Origin of the sequence: Brachybacterium phenoliresistens (assembly GCF_000576425.1) — a bacterium.
Taxonomy (GTDB): Bacteria; Actinomycetota; Actinomycetes; order Actinomycetales; family Dermabacteraceae; genus Brachybacterium; species Brachybacterium phenoliresistens.
Map to the genome: position 1 here is coordinate 427,730 of NZ_KK069988.1, position 16,709 is coordinate 444,438.

Here is a 16,709-nt window from a genome sequence, read left to right on the forward strand (position 1 = left end):
CCAGGCACTACGCTGGTCCCATGTCGCCCGCACCCCGCTCCGTCACCACGCGAAACGCCCGCTTCCAGCAGTGGCAGGCGATGCTCGCCAACCGCACCAAGCGCCAGCGCCTGGGGGGCTTCCTGGTCCAGGGGGTGCGTCCCATCACGATCGCCCTCGAGCACGGCTGGTACGCCGAGGCGGTCCTCTACGACGCCGAGCGCGAGCTCTCGTCGTGGGCCCGCCAGGTGCTCGAGGACGCCGGCGCACCCCGCTACGCGCTGTCGGCCGAGCTCATGGCGGAGCTGGGGGAGAAGACCGAGGACGTCCCCGAGCTCATCGTGGAGATGCGGATGCCGCGCGACGACCTCTCGCGGATCCGCGTCGGCCCGGACTTCCTGGGCGTCGCCTTCGACCGCCCGTCGAGCCCCGGGAACCTCGGCTCGATCATCCGCTCGGCCGATGCCTTCGGCGCCGCCGGCGTGATCGTGACCGGACACGCGGCCGATCCCTACGACAGCGCCGCCGTGCGGGCGAGCACCGGGTCGCTGTTCGCCACGCCGACGGTGCGCGTCTCCTCGCCGAAGGACGTGCTGGCCTGGGTGCGTGCCCGCCGCGAGGACGGCGACCCCATCCAGATCCTCGGCACCGACGAGAACGGCCAGGCCGAGGTCTTCGACGCCGATCTCACCGGACCCACCCTGCTGGTGATCGGCAACGAGACCAGCGGCCTCAGCACGACCTGGCGCGAAGCCGTCGACCTCATGGTGAGCATCCCGATGACCGGTTCCGCGAGCTCCCTGAACGCGGCGAACGCGGCCAGCATCGTGCTCTACGAGGCGACCCGGCAGCGGCTGCGGTCATGAGCGTCTAGGCGACGCGTCCGGGCCGACGGCGCATCCCGGCCGGCGACGGGTCCGGGCGGGCGACGCACTCCGGGCGCTTCTGGGCACTGCGCCGATAATGTACGTTATGTAAAGTCAGTAGGGCGGAGCCGCTGGTGCGGACTCCCCTGGGATGCGCCGCGGGATCCGGAGGCGTCGGAGCGCCCGGACCCCTGCGGCGGGCGCGTCAGCTCTCCGAGCCGTCCCCGAAGGCGGCGACCACGCCGTCGCCGTCGTGCCACGTCGCCCGCAGGCGCACCGTGCCGTCGAGCTGGTCGACGGTGCGCGCGATGCTGAACGGCTCGCCGCCCAGGATCTGCTCGGCGCTCGGGAGCTCGGCGCCCGTGTCCACCTCCAGGCTCAGGACGACGGACTGCTCCCGCGCGGCGACGCGCCGGCCCTCGGCGTCGACGATCTCCAGCGGTGCCTGCTCCTGCTCGCCGCACAGCGCGCGGCGGAAGCAGTCCAGCGCCACCTCGTCGTGCGCGCCGTCGTAGACGAACCGCTCGCCGAGCACGGAATGCTGCATCGTGCCGACCAGGTGCTCCTCGGCGCCGTCGACCGGTGCACCCCGGTACGCCAGCGGCACATGGAGCACGACCTCGCCCACCCGGACCACATGGCATTCGACGCCGACCTCGCCCGCCGGATCGTCGAAGCGGTACGCCCCGAGCACCTCCATCTCCCCCGGCTCTCCCCACGGACGGGCGTCCAGGAAGGACCGGAGCAGCTCCGGCTTGGACGGGGTCAGCTGGGCCTGGTGGATGATCGCCATGCGACCACGCTATCGCCTCGGCCCGGGCGCGGGCCTCTCCCCCGCCACCCGGCGGCGCGTCAGACCGACGAGGCCGGGACGTCCTTCTGGAAGGTGACGCGCTCGCGCCGGCGACGGAAGCCGAGCCCCTCGTACAGCCGGGTCGCGCCCGTGAGGCTCTCGGAATCCACCTCGAGGGTCACCTCGTGCAGACCTGCGACCTCGGCGGCACGTCGGATCGTGCTGGCCAGCATCGCCCGGGCGATCCCGCGCCCGCGGGCCGCCGGCACCGTCCCGACCAGCGCGACGTACAGGCTGTCGGGCTCGTACTGCGCGGCGAGCACGTAGCCGACCACCTTCCCGGCGGCGTCGCGGGCCACCGTGCCGAGATCGTGCCGGGACTTCGCCGAGTCCCACATGCTCGCCCAGCGCTCCTCGTCGATGGGGGCGCTGCCCCAGTGGTCGCGGAAGGCCTCGAGGTGGGCGAGGCGCACCTCGCGACTGTCCTCCGGGCGGACGGGCGCCAGCTCCACGCCGGGCGGCAGCGTCTCGGGCAGGCTCTCCCCCGGCAGGTCACGGGCCAGGTCCAGCCAGGATCGCGCCGGCGCATACCCCTCGCGGCGCAGGAGATGGCGCACGGTGGACGTCTCCACTCCGCCGCTGATCCGCAGGTGATGGGGAGCTCCCGGGTGACGCTCCCGCATGAGGGCCGCGGCGCGGTCCTCGGCGAAGGCGAGCAGGCGCGCCCCGATCCCTCGGCGCCGATGCTCGGCGTGGACCCCGCCGGAGACCTCGGCGCGGTGGAAGCCCTCGGCATCGGCCGCGGAGCCCACGCCGACCCAGACGATCGCCACCAGGTCGCCGCCGATCCGCACGCCCCGGGAGTCGGCGGCCGGGTCCATGCCCGGGCTCGAGAGGATCTCGCGCACATCGACCTCGTCGAAGGTCTCGACGATGCCGTCGACAGCCTCCAGATGGGTCAGCAGCGCGGCGATCTGCGGTGCGTCCTCGAGGGACAGCGGGGCGACGGTGAGCTCGGCGGAGGAGGTCATGAGCACATCCTCCCTCATGGCGCGGGGAACGGGAATCGCGCGAAGGCGCCCCGGGCCTGGCGGCGCGCGATCGCGGGCCAGGGCGCGAACTCCTCGGTCTCCAGCCGGCGGGCACCGGGCCTGCCGGCGCGCCGCCAGAGGCCGATCATCGTCCCCCGACGCACCACGCCCCGCTGGAACATGCCGTTGTTGCCGGGCACCAGGCGGGGATGGTCCGCCTCGGCGATGAGGCTGCGGCGGTCGGGGTAGCCCAGCACGAGCTCGTCGAAGCCGGGCAGCAGGAAGGTCGCATCGACCGCGGCGCCCGCCTCCTCGATCTCGGCCGCCAGGCCCGGGCGCTGGAAGCGCATCTCCCCGGCGGCATCGGTCCCGGCCTCCTCGAGCCGGTCCCGGATCCGCGGCAGGGCGGCGCGCAGGCGCGAGAGCGGGAGCTTGCTGAACCAGCCGGCATCGCGGACCGTCGCCGGTCCCCGGCTGCGCAGGTAGCGCAGCAGGAGCTCCGCGACCGCGGCGTCCTCGTCCCCGTCGAAGCGCTCCGCGAGCCCGCTGCCCTCCGGCAGGGCGCGCCGCGCCAGGACGATCCGGTTCTCCCCCTCCTCCAGCGGCCCGTGCACCAGCACCCCGGTCTGGATGAGATGGCGCAGGACCGCGTACCCCGCGCCGGCGGCCACCGGGATGCCGTGCGCCTCCCAGAGCGCGAGCAGCCCCGCCCTGCCGATCCCGCCGGGGGCATCGGCCTCCTCCAGCACGAGGGCGCGGGCGCGCTCGAGATGATGCTGCGCGATGCCCAGCTCCCGATGACGGGTGAGGGAGGCCCGCACCTGGGCCGGCGCGCAGAGCTCGGTGAGCCAGCGCGCGTCCTGCGCGGCCATGACGAAGATCGTGCCGCGCATCGGGTAGCCGCGCACCAGCTCCCCCCGGGCGAAGGCGTCCTGGACGCGGCCGATCGGATCGGTGCCGGAGCGCAGGCGCAGGGCCACCGAGGACAGGGCGCCGGGGAGGTCCTGGCCCTGCAGGGCGAGGAACCGGGCGGCCAGCTCCGCCGGGTCCGCGGCGCCGGCCGCGACGAGCCCCTGGGCGACCAGGCGGGCGCGGGTGAGTGTGCGATCGACCACCCGGGAAGACTATCGGCGCGCCGACCACCGGGTGTCCGCGAAGTGCGGGCCGCGCGGACCGTAGGCTCTGGATCCGTGCCCGTCCTCGACGACCTCTCCCCCTGGATCCTCCTGTTCCTGCTCGGCGCCGCCTTCGTGGCGGGCTGGGTCGATGCGGTCGTGGGCGGAGGCGGCCTGGTGCAGCTGCCCGCTCTGCTGACCGGACTGCCGGCGGGCACGAGCACCGGCACGGTGCTGGGGACGAACAAGGTCGCCAGCGCCGCCGGGACGGCGATCTCCTCCCTCACCTACATGAGGCGGGTGCGTCCGGTGCTGGCCACCGTGGTGCCCCTCGTGGTCTGCGCGGCGCTCGGCAGCGCTGCGGGCGCCATGATCGCGAGCTTCATCCCCAGGCCGTGGATGTCCCCCATCGTGCTGGTCGCGCTGCTGGCGGTGGGCGTCCACACGCTGCGCCGTCCGGTGATGGGCCTGGAGCACTCACCGCGCCACCACGGCGCGCCGCATGTGCTGCGCACCGCTGGGATCGGTCTGGGCGTGGGCGTCTACGACGGGGTGCTGGGCCCGGGGACCGGCAGCTTCTTCATCATCCTCATGGTCGCGCTGCTGGGGTACGGGTTCCTCGAGGCCAGCGTCCATGCGAAGCTCGCGAACCTCACCACCAACCTCGGGGCCCTGCTCGTGTTCGGCGTGCAGGGACATGTGTGGTGGCTGCTGGGCGCCGTGATGGCGCTCGCGAACATCGCCGGCGGCTACCTCGGCGCACGCCTCGCGCTGCGCTTCGGCTCCGCCTTCGTGCGGGTGGTGTTCCTGGTGGTCACCGGCGGGCTGTCGCTGCGTCTGGCCTGGGACACGCTGCAGCTGCTGATCTGATCGACACAGCGGATTCCCGCTGTACATGCTCGTCCCGCTGTGCGCGCCGTCAGTCGAGGGCGACGCCCATCTCACGGGCCGCGTCGCCGATCCGGCCCGCCAGCATCACGTCGCGGCCCGTCACGGCGGCGACGTCATGGCTGATCAGCGTGACCTCGACCGCGGGATAGGTCAGCAGGACGTCGGGGTGGTGATCGGCCTCCTCCGCGAGCCGGCCGATCCGCGCGACCAGGTCCAGCCCGGTGGCGAAGTCGCCGGTCGCGAAGCGGGCGCGCAGCCCGTCCTCCTGCGCACGCCACTGCTCTGCCCCCGCCTCGGCGAGGGCGGCGCGCAGCGCCTCCCCGGAGATCGCCTCCCGGGGCGACGGGCCTGTCGGTGTGCTTCCGTGTGTGCTCATGGCCCCGACCCTGGCACAGCCGGGCTCTCCTGCCCACCCCCGGCGACGATGTGATGCGCGCCTCCCCCATCGCGCCGTGCGCAGGAATAGCGCTGCGACACGGGGCGTTCCTCGGGATATCAGCATGTCGCCGCCCGCTCCGCGCGCGGCCCCGGCACCAGGAGGAGTCATGGACCCGACGACGCTCTTCAGCTACGAACGCCACGTGGACTCGCGCTCGCTGTCGGCGCGCGTCCTCCTGGTGACGCTGGGATCCTTCAGCGATGCGGCGGCCGCCCAGGCCACCATCGACGACCATCTGCTCAACTCGCTGCCCAGCCGCGTGGTCGGTCGGCTGGACATGGACCAGATCTACGACTACGCCGGCCGGCGCCCCGAGGTCACCCTCGAGCTGGACCACTTCCAGGACTACCAGCGCCCCCAGATCCTCCTGCACGAGGTGACCGGACCCGACGGGGAGCCGTTCTTCCTGCTCACCGGTCCGGAGCCGTCCTTCCAGTGGGAGCGCGTGACCGCCGCGCTGAAGATCGTGGTCGAGCAGCTGGGCATCGAGCGCACGCTCATGCTGCAGAGCTTTCCCGCGCCCGTCCCCCATACCCGGGAGCTGCCGGTCACGCGCTTCGCCGGAGATCCCGACGTGATCTCGGTGCGCCGGCCGATGCCGGGCGTCTTCCGCCTCCGGGCTCCCTTCACGGCGCTGCTCACCCTGCGTCTGGCCGAGTCCGGCCACGACGTCGTCGGGCTGGTCGCGCACGTGCCGCAGTACCTGCATGACATCACCTACCCCGATGCCGCGATCTCGCTGCTGCGCGCGGTGCAGGAGGAGCAGGGGCCGGAGCTCCCGGTGGACGCGCTCGAGGCTCAGGCCGGGCCCATCCGCGACTCGGTCGCCGCGCAGGTCGCCGCCTCCCCGCAGCTGGGACAGATCGTCACCGGCTTCGAGCAGCAGTACGACCGCATGATCACCGGGGGCGGCGGCGTCGAGGTGCCCACCGCGGAGGACATCGCCGCCGAGGTCGAGCAGTACCTCGCGGGGCTCGGCGACGAGGACGACAAGGACACGGGCCAGGAGGACGGCCCGGACATGGAGCCGCCCGCCTGAGACGCGGTCCGTCCCCGCGCCGGTCGCTCCCGGGATCAGCGCAGGGCGACGTCCTCGGCCCAGACCTCCGCGGGGAGCACCGGGTCGACCGTCGCGACGACCTGCATCGTCTCCAGGCGGACGTCCCCGGTCAGCGTCGTCATGAACGCCGTGTCGGCCGCGTCCATGCCGGTGGCGATGCGCAGCATCGACCGGCGCGGCGCGAGCCGGGTGGCGTCCAGCACCAGCCAGCGGCCCTCGACGAGGGCCTCGACCACCAGATGGAAGTCCATCGGGTGCAGCCCCGGGGCGTAGACCGACACGCAGCGGGCGGGGATCCCTGCCGCGCGCAGCAGCGTCGTCGCCAGATGCGCATAGTCCCGGCACACCCCGCGGCGCGAGACGAAGGTCGAGCGCGCCGAATCCTGCACCGTGCTCGCCCCGAGCACGTACTCCAGGTGCGAGGCGACCCAGTCGATGATGCCGTGCGCGGCCTCGCCCCCGGTGCGCCCGTCGACGATGTCCTCGGCGATGCGCCCGAACTCGTCCACCTCGCAGTAGCGGGAGGGCCGCAGATAGGTCACCGCGTCCATCGGCGAGACCTCCGGCTCGGCGGCCGGGCCGACGCCCTGCGCGGCGTACACGATCTCGACGGTGCCCTCGGGGAGGTCCCGCAGGACGTGCACCCGGCTGCCGAAGGGATCGCTGCCCGTCTCCACCTCCCAGGGGACGCCGCCGGCGAGGACCTCGAGGGTCTCCGGGGCGGAGCCCGGCGCCGCGGCGGCCACGAGCAGCGCCACATCGGTGCCCTGGGCGACCCGCGCACGCAGGCGGGCGGAGACCGAACGGCGCAGCGGCGCTGCCGAAGAACAGGGTGCTGTCATGCGACCAGTCTGGGGCATGCGGCCCCGGGACGCGCAGCCTGGTCGAGGTGACCACCGCCACGGGTTCTGGCATAGGCTGGTGCCTCCGCGCGTGCACCGCGACAACGTCGTCCCCAAGGAGCCCTGATGCTCATATCGGTCCAGCTGTACAGCGTCCGGGAGGCCCTGGCCGCCGACCCGATCGCGACCCTCTCGTCCCTGCGCGACATGGGCTTCGAGAGCGTCGAGCCCTTCGGAATCCTCGATTGGGCCGACACCCTGCGCACCGCCCTGCCCGAGCTCGGGCTCTCCGCCCCGTCCACGCACGCCGGCGTGCTCGCCGAGGCGGATCCCGCCCGGCTGTTCGGCGTGGCCGCGAACCTCGGGGTGCGCACCGTCATCGAGCCGCACCGCGACCGGTCGCACTGGACGTCGGTCGACGACATCCGGCGCACGGCCGATCTGCTCAACGGCCTCGCCGGCACCGCGGCCGAGGAGGGCGTGCGCCTGGGCTACCACAACCATGAGTTCGAGCTCGAGACGGACTTCGAGGGCCGCACGGGGCTGGAGGTCCTCTCCGAGGACCTCGACCCGCGCGTGGTGCTCGAGGTCGACACCTTCTGGGCCGCCGTCGGCGGCCAGGACCCGGCGCAGCTGCTGCGCCGCCTCGGCCAGCAGGTCCAGCTCGCGCACCTCAAGGACGGCCCTCTGAATCGCGAGACATCGCAGCAGAAGCCGATCGGACAGGGTGAGATGGACGTGCCCGCGATCCTCGAGGCCGCACCGTGGCTCGAGATCGGAGTCATCGAGTTCGATGACTACGCCGGAGACGTGCTGGAGGGAATCCGGCAGTCCCGGGAAGCATTAGGACGACTTCAGTCGAACGGAGAATAAGAAGCACATGAACCAGTCCACCACCACCGGCCCCCTCGGCGTCGGCATCATCGGCGCGGGGGTCATCAGCACCCAGTACCTCGAGCACCTCTCCTCCTTCCCGGACGTGCGCGTCCTCGCGATCGGGGACATCGTCCCCGAGGCCGCGGCCGCGCGCGCCGAGGAGTTCGGGGTGCCCGCGCACGGCGGGGTCGAGGTCGTCCTCGAGCACCCGGAGATCGAGATCGTCGTCAACCTGACGATCCCGGTCGCGCACTTCGAGGTCTCCAAGGCCATCCTCGACGCCGGCAAGCACGTGTGGAGCGAGAAGCCGCTGACCACGGATCGCGAGAGCGCGCAGGAGCTGCTGCGCTACGCCGAGGAGAAGGGGCTGCGCGTGGGCGGAGCGCCCGACACCGTGCTCGGCGCCGGCATCCAGAGCGGTCTGCGCGCCGTGGCCTCCGGCGAGATCGGCGAGGTCCGCTCGGGCCTGGCGCTGTTCCGCACCCCGGGCCCGGAGTCCTGGCACCCCAGCCCCGAGTTCCTGTTCCAGGTCGGCGCCGGACCGCTGTTCGACATCGGCCCGTACTACTTCACCAGCCTGGTGCTCGCGCACGGTCCGGTCGCCCGGGTCTCCGCGGTCGGCTCCCAGTCCGTGCCCGAGCGGACCATCGGCTCCGGCCCCAAGGCCGGCACCGTCTTCGAGGTCGAGGTCCCCACGCAGGTCTCCGCCCTGCTGCAGTTCGAGAACGGGTCCAACGCGAGCGTGCTGCTCTCCTTCGACGCGGGCACCAACTACCCGCACGTGCTCGAGGTGCAGGGATCCCGGGGCACCATCGCCCTGCCCGACCCCAACGTGTTCGACGGCCCCAGCAAGGTCGCGCTGCGGGAGAACACCGAGGAGCCCGCCTGGAGCGAGCAGGAGGCCACCGGCCCCGTCTTCGGCCGCGGTCTCGGTCTGCTCGAGATGGGCCGGGCGATCCGCGCGGGCGTCCCCCATCGCCTCACCGGCGAGCTCGCCGCGCACGTGCTGGACGTCATGGTCTCCGTGGGCGAGGCCGTCGAGTCCGGCGCCGTCGTCGAGGTCGCCTCGACCGCGACCGTCCCCGAGCCGCTGCCGGCGGACTTCGACCCCGCGGTCGCGACGCTCTGACACCGCCCGCCGGGTGCCCGGCCCTGCATCCCGCGGGGCCGGGCACCCGGCAGCACGCGCCCCAGATCCGTCCGCTCCCCTGCTCCGCCCCCGTCCCCTCGTCCCCATCCGTCCCGTGTCCTGACCTCGTCCTGCTCCGGAGGATCCCGTGCCCCATCCCGCCGACCGCCCCCTCGCCGTCGCCCTGATCGGCTACGAGTTCATGGGCCGCGCCCATTCCCAGGCCTGGCGCACCGTCAACGCCGCCTTCGAGACCCCACCGGTCATCCGCCGCGTCATCGTCGGCCGGGACCAGGAGCGGGTCGGCGCCGCGGCGCAGCGCCTGGGCTGGGAGGAGTCCGCCACCGACTGGCGAGACGTCATCGCCCGGGACGACATCGACATCGTCGACATCTGCACCCCCGGCTTCCTCCATGCCGAGATCGCGATCGCGGCTCTCGAGGCCGGCAAGCACGTGCTGTGCGAGAAGCCCCTGGCGAACGATCCGGCCGAGGCCGAGGCCATGGTCGCCGCCGCCCGCGCCGCCGCCGAGCGCGGCCAGGTCGCAGCGCTGGGCTTCAACTACCGGCGCGTCCCGGCCCTGGCCCATGCCCGCGACCTCGTCGCCGCCGGTCGCCTGGGCACGATCCGGCAGGTGCGCGCCTCCTACCTCCAGGACTGGCTGGTCGACGAGGAGGCGCCGATGACCTGGCGCCTGCGTCGCGAGACCGCCGGATCCGGGGCGCTGGGCGACATCGCCTCCCACGCCATCGACCAGGTGCAGTACCTCACCGGTGCGCGGACCCTTGCCGTGCGCGGACGCCTGGCGACCCTCGTGCCCGAGCGTCCCGGCGAGGACGGCCCCGAACCGGTCACCGTCGACGACGCCGCCTGGGCGACCCTCGAGCTCGAGGGCGGCGCCTTCGCCTCGGTGGAGGCCAGCCGCGTGGCCACCGGCTGCAAGAACCAGCTGCGCATCGAGCTGTTCGGGAACCGCGGGGCGCTGCGCTTCGACCTCGAGAGCCCCAACGAGCTGTGGTTCCTCGACGCGACCGCTCCGATCGCCGAGCAGGGCTACACCCGGATCCTCGTCACCGAGCCCGAGCACCCCTATCTCGCCGGCTGGTGGCCGCAGGGCCACGTGCTGGGATGGGAGCACACCTTCACCCACCAGGCGCGCGACCTCCTGCAGGCGGTCGCCGCCGGGCACCCCGGAGCCTTCTCCCCCGCCTTCGAGGACGGGCTGGCCCTGCAGCGCGTGCTGGACGCCGTGATCGCCTCGGACGCCCAGGACGGCCGCACCGTCGCGCTCTGACCCGTCGTCCGCGCCCCGACCCTCCGCAGACCTTCCGACCATCGACCGATCCCCTGCAGCTGACAAGGAGAGCACGATGCCTCACCCGCACACCCTGTTCACCGGACAATGGGCCGATCTCACGCTCGAGGAGGTGGCCGAGCTCGCCGCCGGCTGGGGCTACGACGGCCTCGAGATCGCCGTGTCCGGCGAGCACCTGGACGCCGCCCGCTGGGACGACGAGGAGTACATCGCCGAGCGCCTCGGCATCCTGGAGAAGCACGGCCTGAAGTGCTGGGCCATCTCCAACCACCTCAAGGGCCAGGCCATCTGCGACGACCCCATCGACTTCCGCCACCAGGCCATCGTCGGGTCCGCGGTGTGGGGCGACGGCGACCCCGAGGGCGTGCGGCAGCGCGCCGCCGAGGACATGAAGAACACCGCCCGCCTGGCCCGGAAGCTCGGGGTGGAGACCGTCATCGGCTTCACCGGCTCGAAGATCTGGAAGTACGTGGCGATGTTCCCGCCGGTGCCGCAGGAGGTCATCGACGAGGGCTACCAGGACTTCGCCGACCGCTGGAACCCCATCCTGGACGTCTTCGACGAGTGCGGGGTGCGCTTCGCCCACGAGGTCCACCCCTCCGAGATCGCCTACGACTACTGGACCACCCAGCGCACCCTCGAGGCCATCGGCCACCGCGAGGCCTTCGGCCTGAACTGGGACCCGTCGCACTTCATGTGGCAGGAGATCGATCCGGTCTCCTTCATCACCGACTTCGCCGACCGGATCTACCACGTGGACTGCAAGGACATCCGGGTCCGCACCACGGGCCGCAACACCCGGCTCGGCTCCCACCTGCCGTGGGGCGATCCGCGCCGCGGCTGGGACTTCGTCTCCTTCGGCCGGGGCGACGTCCCCTGGGACGCCGCCTTCCGGGCCCTGCGCTCCATCGGCTACGAGGGTCCGATCTCCATCGAATGGGAGGACGCGGGGATGGACCGCCTCCACGGCGCGGCGGAGGCCATCGAGCTGCTCCGCCGCTTCGACTACCCGGCCTCGGAGACGTCCTTCGACGCGGCGTTCTCCGCGGGCGACTGACCCCGGGATCCTCCCAGCGGCGTGCCGGGGGCGCTCCCTAGGATGTCCCCATGGACTCCCCCGCCCCCGGCATCGACGCCCCTGCTCCCTTCGTCCGGCGCGAGCGCGAGGCCCTGGCCGATGACCTCGTCGGCTTCGGGCCCGATGCCCCGACGATCCTCGACGGCTGGAGCGCGGCGGAGCTCCTCGAGCACCTGCTGGTGCGCGAGCACGGGGTCCTCGCCGCCGCCGCGGCCCGATCGCCCCTCGCGCCGCTGCGCCGCCGCGGTCAGGAGGCGCTGGCATCCTTCGGCGAGCTGACCTGGGCGCAGCAGGTGGCGATCTTCCGGGCCGGGCACCGCCGGTTCTCTCCGCTGCACGCGGCCGATCGCGCCTTGAACACCGTCGAGTACCTCGTCCATCACGAGGACCTGCGCCGCGCCCGGCCCGGCTGGGAGCCCCGCGCCCTGCCGGAGGCCGATGAGCGCACGGTCTGGAAGTATCTGGGCCTGATGTCGCGCCTGCTGATCCGAGCGGGCGTGGACGTGGTGCTGGTGGGGCCGTCCGGCGGCCTGCGGGTCCCCGCCCGGGGCGGGCAGTCCCACGGCTCGGTGCGCGTGCACGGTGCACCGACCGAGCTGCTGCTGTGGGCGTTCGGCCGCGACCGCGTCGCCCGGGTGCGCCTCGAGGGCGAGGCAGATGCGCTGCTGGCCCTGCGCGAGGCCGACCGCGGATTCTGAGGCCCTCGCACGGGCCGGTGCGCGGTCGGCCGCCCGAGGCCGTCCCGCGGCCTCAGCCCTCGCGGCGCTCGAGGAGGAAGAGCCGGGGGTGATGCCCCTTCTGGAAGAAGCGGTGCTCCTGCAGCGGCCGCCACTGCGCGGTCCGCTCCAGCACCGCGTGCATCCGGGTGATCTCGTGGGTGAGCACGCCCATGCGGGCGCCCGGGACGCCGAGCGCGTGGGCCCGGGCCAGCAGATCCTCGAGCAGCGCCTCGTTGGACGCGTGCTCGCCGTGGAGGGTGCCCCACGGCGGGTTCGTGACGATCCGCGTGAACCCGCCCTCGAGGGGGAGCTCGCGCACGTCGCCCTGGAGCCAGTCGATGCGGCCTCGGCGACGTGCCGCCCGCTGATGGGCACGGGCCGCCTCGATCGCGGCGGCGGACAGGTCCACGCCCACCGCACGGGCGGGGATCGCGGAGTGCAGCTGCTCGATGAGCAGCGTGCCGGAGCCGCAGGTCATGTCCAGCAGGGCGTCCTGCGGACCGACCTCGAGCAGGTCCATCACGCTGGCGGCGATGGTCGCGTTCACCGCGCCGGGATAGTCCACGGTGCGCCATGCCCGGGTCGACAGGGGCCTCGGGGTGATGCGCACGAGGATCTCCCAGCCCGCGCCCGGGCCGGCCCCGGGCGCATCGGCCGCGGTGCCGCGACGCACCCGCACCAGGAGATCCCCCTCCTCGTCCACCGGAACGCCGGCGCCCTCGGCGATCCGCGCGGCGATGCGGCGCATGTCGGCGCTGTCGGCGCCGGCGGCGGCCAGCCGCAGCCCGGTGAAGGCGACCTTCGGCCTCGCCCGGCGGATCTCGCCGACCAGGGCGTCCACGCGCTGCATCACCGAGGTCTCCAGCAGCTCGCGCGGCCTCCGGGCCGGGACCCCGAGCGTGGCATAGGCGGCGACCGTGCGCCGCAGGCGCCGTGCGCCGGCGAGGTCGTCCGTGCGCACGCGCAGCTCGGTGGGCGAGACCGTGCGCACCTCCCCCAGCTCCGCGGCCTCCCGCGAGGCGAAGGGACCGCATCCGTCGAGGGTCTCGAGCACGAGGTCGTCAGGGGGCACAGGTCCTCCGGTCCGGGGCGGGCTGGCGGTGGTCGCCGGCGGCTGCGGGACGCGGCGAGGCGCCGCAGGGCGGCGTCCGACGCCCCAGGATACCGGTGTGGCGCGCCGCTCCCCGGCGCGGCACAGATCCGGGCTCGCGTATCGGTAGACTGACGAGCGTGTTCACTGTGAGTGTCTGTTCCCTGAAGGGCGGCGTCGGCAAGACGTCCGTGACTCTTGGGCTCGCCTCGGCCGCCCTCCACCAGGGTGTCAACACTCTGGTGATCGACCTCGACCCGCAGGGCGACACCACGCTCGGGCTGCTGGGCGAGCCGGCGACGACGACGGACATCGCCGATGTCCTCTCCTCGCCCCGCACCGAGACGGTGGACCGGGCGATCATCCCGACCCCGTGGTCGCAGGGCGCCGCCTCCCATCTCGACATCATCCCGGGCGGTCACCGCTCGGTGCTGGTCGATACCCCGGCCCCGGGCCCCAAGGACATCCGCCGGCTGCGGGAGGCGCTGGACAAGCGCACCCACCAGTGGGACCTCGTCATCATCGACTGCCCGCCCTCGTTGAACGGGCTCACGCAGATGGCCCTCGCGGCATCTGACCGCTCCCTCGTGGTCGCCGAGCCCGGCTTCTTCGCCGTGACCGCGGCCGATCGCGCCCTGAAGCTCGCCTACGAGATGCGCGAGGAGAAGCTCGCCCCGACGCTGCAGCCGCTGGGCCTGGTCGTCAACCGCTACCGGCCGCGCTCGGTCGAGCACCAGTACCGCCTCGCCGAGCTGCGGGAGCTGTTCGGCGACAAGGTTCTGGAGCCGGTCATCGAGGAGCGCGTGGGTCTGCAGCAGGCGCAGGGCGGCGCGGTGCCGCTGCACCGCTACGAGGGGGCCAGCGGCAAGCGGCTCACCGAGGACTTCGACGCCCTGCTGAAGGTGGTCCTGGACTCGCGCGAGATGGTTCCCGAGCAGTCCTGATCCGGCTGCCCGTCCGCATCGGGCCGGGCCTGCCGGTCTGCTTCGGGCCGGGCCTGCTTCCGGCCTGATCGGCGCGGGCCCGATGCACCGCGCATGACGAAGAACGAGGCGAGCACCCTTCCCCAGGTGCTCGCCTCGTCCGGTCTCGGGGCCCCGTCGATGCCGGGGCGGCGGGTCAGCCCGCCTGGCGGGAGCGGCGCCGCGCCGCCAGCTCGTCGTGCAGGGACAGGGCCTGCTCGTCGGCCGGGTCGACGCTGGGCAGCACCGACAGCTCCGTCTCGACCTCGCGCCACACGCGCCCGACGGCGATGCCGAAGACGCCCTGGCCGCCCTGGATGAGGTCGAACATGTCCTGGGCGCTGGTGCACTCGTAGACGGAGGCGCCGTCGCTCATGAGGGTGATCTCGGCGAGATCGTCGATGCCGCGGTCGCGCAGCGCGCCGACGGCCACGCGGATCTGCTGGAGGGAGACGCCGGTGTCGAGCAGGCGCTTGACGACCTTCAGCACGAGCACGTCGCGGAAGCCGTACAGCCGCTGGCTGCCGGAGCCGGAGGCGCCGCGGACGCTGGGCTCGACCAGACCGGTGCGCGCCCAGTAGTCCAGCTGGCGGTAGGTGATCCCGGCGGCCTTGCATGCGGCCGGGCCGCGGTAGCCGAACTCGCCGGGGGTGTCGACGACGTCGTCGAAGAGCACGCCCTGCGCCGGTTCGGCGGGCACGGTGGACTGCGCGGTGCGGTCCTCTCGGGATTCGTGGGTCACGATGGCCTCCAGGTGTCGGCTCTCCGGGGGGAAGGATGAGAGCGCATGGACAGCCTAACCCCGAACGGCCCCGCCGGTCCCGTGGCGCGCCGAGGTCACATCACGAACAGGTATCGGTCGCGCGGTCAGGATCGTCGCAGCGCCGTCCGCAGCAGCGCGTTGTGCAGGGCGTTCATCGATTCGCCGAGGTCCCGGGCGAGGTCCTCGGCGCCTCCGCGCGAGGCGGCGTCGCCGTGGCGGGTGCGCGGACGTGCCACCGAGTCGATCATGTGCGCCTCGCGCTCGGCCGAGGTGCGCAGCATGACCAGATGGCGGGGGTGCAGGCCCACATCGGCCAGGGTCCGCGCGGCCCGGACGATCTCGAGCTCGGCCGGACCGTAGAACAGCAGGCCGTCCTCGAGCATGCCGAACTGCTCGAGCTCCTCGAGGAAGGCGTCGTCGACCTGCGCCTCGTGCGCCAGACCGCGACGATCCAGGCGCACCGGGCGCAGCTGGGCCGAGGGGCCGGGCCGCGTGGCGATGGAGGTGACCTCGGAGCCCTCCGCGCCGTGCTCGAGCAGATGCTCCTTGATGACCTTGAGGGGCCAGAACCGGTCCCGCTGCGCCCGCAGGACGAACACGAGGGTGTCGATGTCCGCGCGGGAGTACTTCCGGTAGCCGCTCGGGGTGCGCTCGGGGCTGATCAGCCCCTCGGCCTCCAGGTAGTGGAGCTTGGAGTGGGACAGATCCGGGAACTCCTCCTGGAGCTGCGCGAGGACCTGACCGATGCTCTGCCGCGCCCCGCCCGCACCCTGCCGCCGGGATGCAGAGGCCGGCACGGGTCAGGCCTTCCCGTGGTACGGGTGGAAGGTGAGGCGGTACTTCCCGATCTGGACCTCCTGGCCGGCCTGGAGCGTCGCCTCCTCGACCCGTGCCTTGCTGACGTAGGTGCCGTTGAGCGACCCCTGGTCGCGCACGACGAAGGAGTCCCCGACGCGGACGAACGCGGCGTGCTTGCGCGAGACGGTCACGTCGTCGAGGAAGATCTCGCTCTTGGGGTCGCGACCGGCGACGGTGCTCTCGGCATCCAGCAGGAAGCGGGCGCCGAGGTTGGGGCCCTTGCGGACGATGAGCAGGGCGCTGCCCTCGGGGAGCGCGTCGATCGCCGCACGATCCTGGGGGCTGAGGCCGTACTCGGCGTCCTCGACGGCGTCCGGGAAGGAGATGGCGGTGAGCTTCGACGTCTGATCGAGCCGATCGCTGTGCTGGCTGTCGCTCATGGTGATCGCGTCCTTCCGTGGTCCTGGTCTGCCGACGACCGCCCCAGGGGCGGAGGCCGCACGCGTGCGCGTCCATCTTCCCACGCCCAGCTGGGCGGACAGCGCCGCCGGACGGTTGGACGGGGAGGATTTGACGATCACTTGACCGTGGGCGTCGGCGACGCGACCGTCCCCGCGCCCCGGGGCCTCTCCCCCCGGGTCGCCGGCGCACCCCGGTCCGGGTGGGCGAGGTCCGGAGTCCGGGGGCGGGCCGGACCTCGCCCCGGCCGCGCGGTGCGCTCACGGCGACGATGGTGCCGCAGGTCACGCCCGTCTCGATTCGCGTCCGCGGTCGGGATCGGGCTAGTATTCATCTCGGCCCTTCCGCCGCGAAGGGTTTCGGGCTGTGGCGCAGCTTGGTAGCGCACCTGACTGGGGGTCAGGGGGTCGCAGGTTCAAATCCTGTCAGCCCGACAGCGAGCCCCGGCGAGAGATCCTCTCGCCGGGGCTTTCTCGTCCCCGGCGCGGCCGCCGCGGGTGGCGG

18 protein-coding genes and 1 tRNA gene are annotated in these 16,709 nt (G+C 73.2%); 10 read left to right on the plus strand and 9 right to left on the minus strand.

The features are described from left to right. The first annotated feature begins 20 nt into the window (after window positions 1–20). Window positions 21–845 carry a TrmH family RNA methyltransferase gene (locus tag BF93_RS01970; protein WP_038370228.1) on the plus strand — a complete coding sequence of 275 codons (825 nt, stop codon included), beginning with the start codon at window positions 21–23 and terminating at the stop codon, window positions 843–845. Between the two features lie 205 nt (window positions 846–1,050). Here the strand turns inward: BF93_RS01970 and BF93_RS01975 are convergent, their stop codons facing one another. From BF93_RS01975 to BF93_RS01985, 3 genes are read right to left on the minus strand one after another with little or no spacing between them, the layout of a single operon-like run. Continuing rightward, window positions 1,051–1,638: a CG0192-related protein gene (locus BF93_RS01975; RefSeq protein ID WP_038370229.1), complete on the minus strand. Its 588-nt coding sequence runs from the start codon at window positions 1,636–1,638 to the stop codon at window positions 1,051–1,053. A gap of 59 nt (window positions 1,639–1,697) precedes the next feature. Then, window positions 1,698–2,669, minus strand: coding sequence for a GNAT family N-acetyltransferase (locus BF93_RS01980; protein ID WP_038370230.1), 972 nt, complete (start codon window positions 2,667–2,669; stop codon window positions 1,698–1,700). A gap of 14 nt (window positions 2,670–2,683) precedes the next feature. Next, complete coding sequence (locus BF93_RS01985) at window positions 2,684–3,784, minus strand: winged helix DNA-binding domain-containing protein (RefSeq protein ID WP_038370231.1); 1,101 nt, start codon at window positions 3,782–3,784, stop codon at window positions 2,684–2,686. 75 nt (window positions 3,785–3,859) lie between these two features. Here BF93_RS01985 and BF93_RS01990 point away from each other — a divergent pair, with 75 nt between their 5' ends. After that, window positions 3,860–4,654, plus strand: coding sequence for a sulfite exporter TauE/SafE family protein (locus BF93_RS01990; protein ID WP_038370232.1), 795 nt, complete (start codon window positions 3,860–3,862; stop codon window positions 4,652–4,654). A gap of 49 nt (window positions 4,655–4,703) precedes the next feature. Here BF93_RS01990 and BF93_RS01995 read toward each other — a convergent pair whose 3' ends face one another. Next, window positions 4,704–5,051, minus strand: a complete 348-nt coding sequence (locus BF93_RS01995; protein WP_084148179.1) for a 4a-hydroxytetrahydrobiopterin dehydratase — start codon at window positions 5,049–5,051, stop codon at window positions 4,704–4,706. Between the two features lie 169 nt (window positions 5,052–5,220). Between BF93_RS01995 and BF93_RS02000 the strand changes: the two genes are divergently transcribed. Beyond that, on the plus strand, window positions 5,221–6,153 hold the full coding sequence (locus BF93_RS02000) for a PAC2 family protein (protein WP_051486404.1): 933 nt from the start codon (window positions 5,221–5,223) through the stop codon (window positions 6,151–6,153). A 35-nt stretch (window positions 6,154–6,188) separates the two neighbouring features. On the opposite strand, the gene BF93_RS02005 is transcribed toward BF93_RS02000, so the two are convergent. After that, window positions 6,189–7,016 carry a transglutaminase-like domain-containing protein gene (locus BF93_RS02005; RefSeq protein ID WP_051486405.1) on the minus strand — a complete coding sequence of 276 codons (828 nt, stop codon included), beginning with the start codon at window positions 7,014–7,016 and terminating at the stop codon, window positions 6,189–6,191. 126 nt (window positions 7,017–7,142) lie between these two features. On the opposite strand from BF93_RS02005, the gene BF93_RS02010 reads away from it, so the two are divergent. From BF93_RS02010 to BF93_RS02030, 5 genes are all read left to right on the plus strand, one after another. Then, window positions 7,143–7,889 carry a sugar phosphate isomerase/epimerase family protein gene (locus tag BF93_RS02010; protein ID WP_038370233.1) on the plus strand — a complete coding sequence of 249 codons (747 nt, stop codon included), beginning with the start codon at window positions 7,143–7,145 and terminating at the stop codon, window positions 7,887–7,889. A 7-nt stretch (window positions 7,890–7,896) separates the two neighbouring features. After that, the gene (locus tag BF93_RS02015; protein WP_038370234.1) at window positions 7,897–9,021 is read left to right on the plus strand and encodes a Gfo/Idh/MocA family protein; all 1,125 of its coding nucleotides are present in this window, start codon (window positions 7,897–7,899) and stop codon (window positions 9,019–9,021) included. A gap of 148 nt (window positions 9,022–9,169) precedes the next feature. Then, complete coding sequence (locus tag BF93_RS02020; protein ID WP_038370235.1) at window positions 9,170–10,315, plus strand: Gfo/Idh/MocA family protein; 1,146 nt, start codon at window positions 9,170–9,172, stop codon at window positions 10,313–10,315. A 76-nt stretch (window positions 10,316–10,391) separates the two neighbouring features. Then, entirely contained in the window at window positions 10,392–11,393 is a 1,002-nt protein-coding gene (locus BF93_RS02025; RefSeq protein WP_038370236.1) for a sugar phosphate isomerase/epimerase family protein, read from the plus strand. A gap of 50 nt (window positions 11,394–11,443) precedes the next feature. After that, the gene (locus BF93_RS02030) at window positions 11,444–12,112 is read left to right on the plus strand and encodes a TIGR03085 family metal-binding protein (protein WP_051486406.1); all 669 of its coding nucleotides are present in this window, start codon (window positions 11,444–11,446) and stop codon (window positions 12,110–12,112) included. A gap of 52 nt (window positions 12,113–12,164) precedes the next feature. Here BF93_RS02030 and BF93_RS02035 read toward each other — a convergent pair whose 3' ends face one another. Then, window positions 12,165–13,205, minus strand: coding sequence for a methyltransferase domain-containing protein (locus BF93_RS02035; protein WP_038370238.1), 1,041 nt, complete (start codon window positions 13,203–13,205; stop codon window positions 12,165–12,167). A gap of 158 nt (window positions 13,206–13,363) precedes the next feature. Between BF93_RS02035 and BF93_RS02040 the strand changes: the two genes are divergently transcribed. Then, the gene (locus tag BF93_RS02040) at window positions 13,364–14,167 is read left to right on the plus strand and encodes a ParA family protein (protein ID WP_038370239.1); all 804 of its coding nucleotides are present in this window, start codon (window positions 13,364–13,366) and stop codon (window positions 14,165–14,167) included. A gap of 175 nt (window positions 14,168–14,342) precedes the next feature. Here the strand turns inward: BF93_RS02040 and BF93_RS02045 are convergent, their stop codons facing one another. The 3 genes from BF93_RS02045 to BF93_RS02055 form a co-directional block, all read right to left on the minus strand. Next, the gene (locus BF93_RS02045; RefSeq protein WP_038370240.1) at window positions 14,343–14,927 is read right to left on the minus strand and encodes a MerR family transcriptional regulator; all 585 of its coding nucleotides are present in this window, start codon (window positions 14,925–14,927) and stop codon (window positions 14,343–14,345) included. 125 nt (window positions 14,928–15,052) lie between these two features. Further along, window positions 15,053–15,745: a transcriptional regulator FtsR gene (gene ftsR / locus BF93_RS02050; RefSeq protein WP_038370241.1), complete on the minus strand. Its 693-nt coding sequence runs from the start codon at window positions 15,743–15,745 to the stop codon at window positions 15,053–15,055. 3 nt (window positions 15,746–15,748) lie between these two features. Further along, window positions 15,749–16,186: an FHA domain-containing protein gene (locus BF93_RS02055; RefSeq protein ID WP_038370242.1), complete on the minus strand. Its 438-nt coding sequence runs from the start codon at window positions 16,184–16,186 to the stop codon at window positions 15,749–15,751. Window positions 16,187–16,565: 379 nt separating this feature from the next. Here BF93_RS02055 and BF93_RS02060 point away from each other — a divergent pair. Further along, window positions 16,566–16,639 (plus strand) — tRNA-Pro (locus BF93_RS02060). Window positions 16,640–16,709 lie beyond the last annotated feature (70 nt).

Excerpts from the sequence above, each read along its gene's own strand:
- BF93_RS02010 (WP_038370233.1), top strand. The coding sequence starts at position 7,143 with ATGCTCATATCGGTCCAGCTGTACAGCGTCCGGGAGGCCCTGGCCGCC.
- BF93_RS02015 (WP_038370234.1), top strand. The coding sequence starts at position 7,897 with ATGAACCAGTCCACCACCACCGGCCCCCTCGGCGTCGGCATCATCGGC.
- BF93_RS01975 (WP_038370229.1), bottom strand. The coding sequence starts at position 1,638 with ATGGCGATCATCCACCAGGCCCAGCTGACCCCGTCCAAGCCGGAGCTG.
- BF93_RS02005 (WP_051486405.1), bottom strand. The coding sequence starts at position 7,016 with ATGACAGCACCCTGTTCTTCGGCAGCGCCGCTGCGCCGTTCGGTCTCC.
- BF93_RS01995 (WP_084148179.1), bottom strand. The coding sequence starts at position 5,051 with ATGAGCACACACGGAAGCACACCGACAGGCCCGTCGCCCCGGGAGGCG.
- BF93_RS01970 (WP_038370228.1), top strand. The coding sequence starts at position 21 with ATGTCGCCCGCACCCCGCTCCGTCACCACGCGAAACGCCCGCTTCCAG.
- BF93_RS02030 (WP_051486406.1), top strand. The coding sequence starts at position 11,444 with ATGGACTCCCCCGCCCCCGGCATCGACGCCCCTGCTCCCTTCGTCCGG.
- BF93_RS02055 (WP_038370242.1), bottom strand. The coding sequence starts at position 16,186 with ATGAGCGACAGCCAGCACAGCGATCGGCTCGATCAGACGTCGAAGCTC.
- BF93_RS01980 (WP_038370230.1), bottom strand. The coding sequence starts at position 2,669 with ATGACCTCCTCCGCCGAGCTCACCGTCGCCCCGCTGTCCCTCGAGGAC.
- BF93_RS02000 (WP_051486404.1), top strand. The coding sequence starts at position 5,221 with ATGGACCCGACGACGCTCTTCAGCTACGAACGCCACGTGGACTCGCGC.
- BF93_RS02025 (WP_038370236.1), top strand. The coding sequence starts at position 10,392 with ATGCCTCACCCGCACACCCTGTTCACCGGACAATGGGCCGATCTCACG.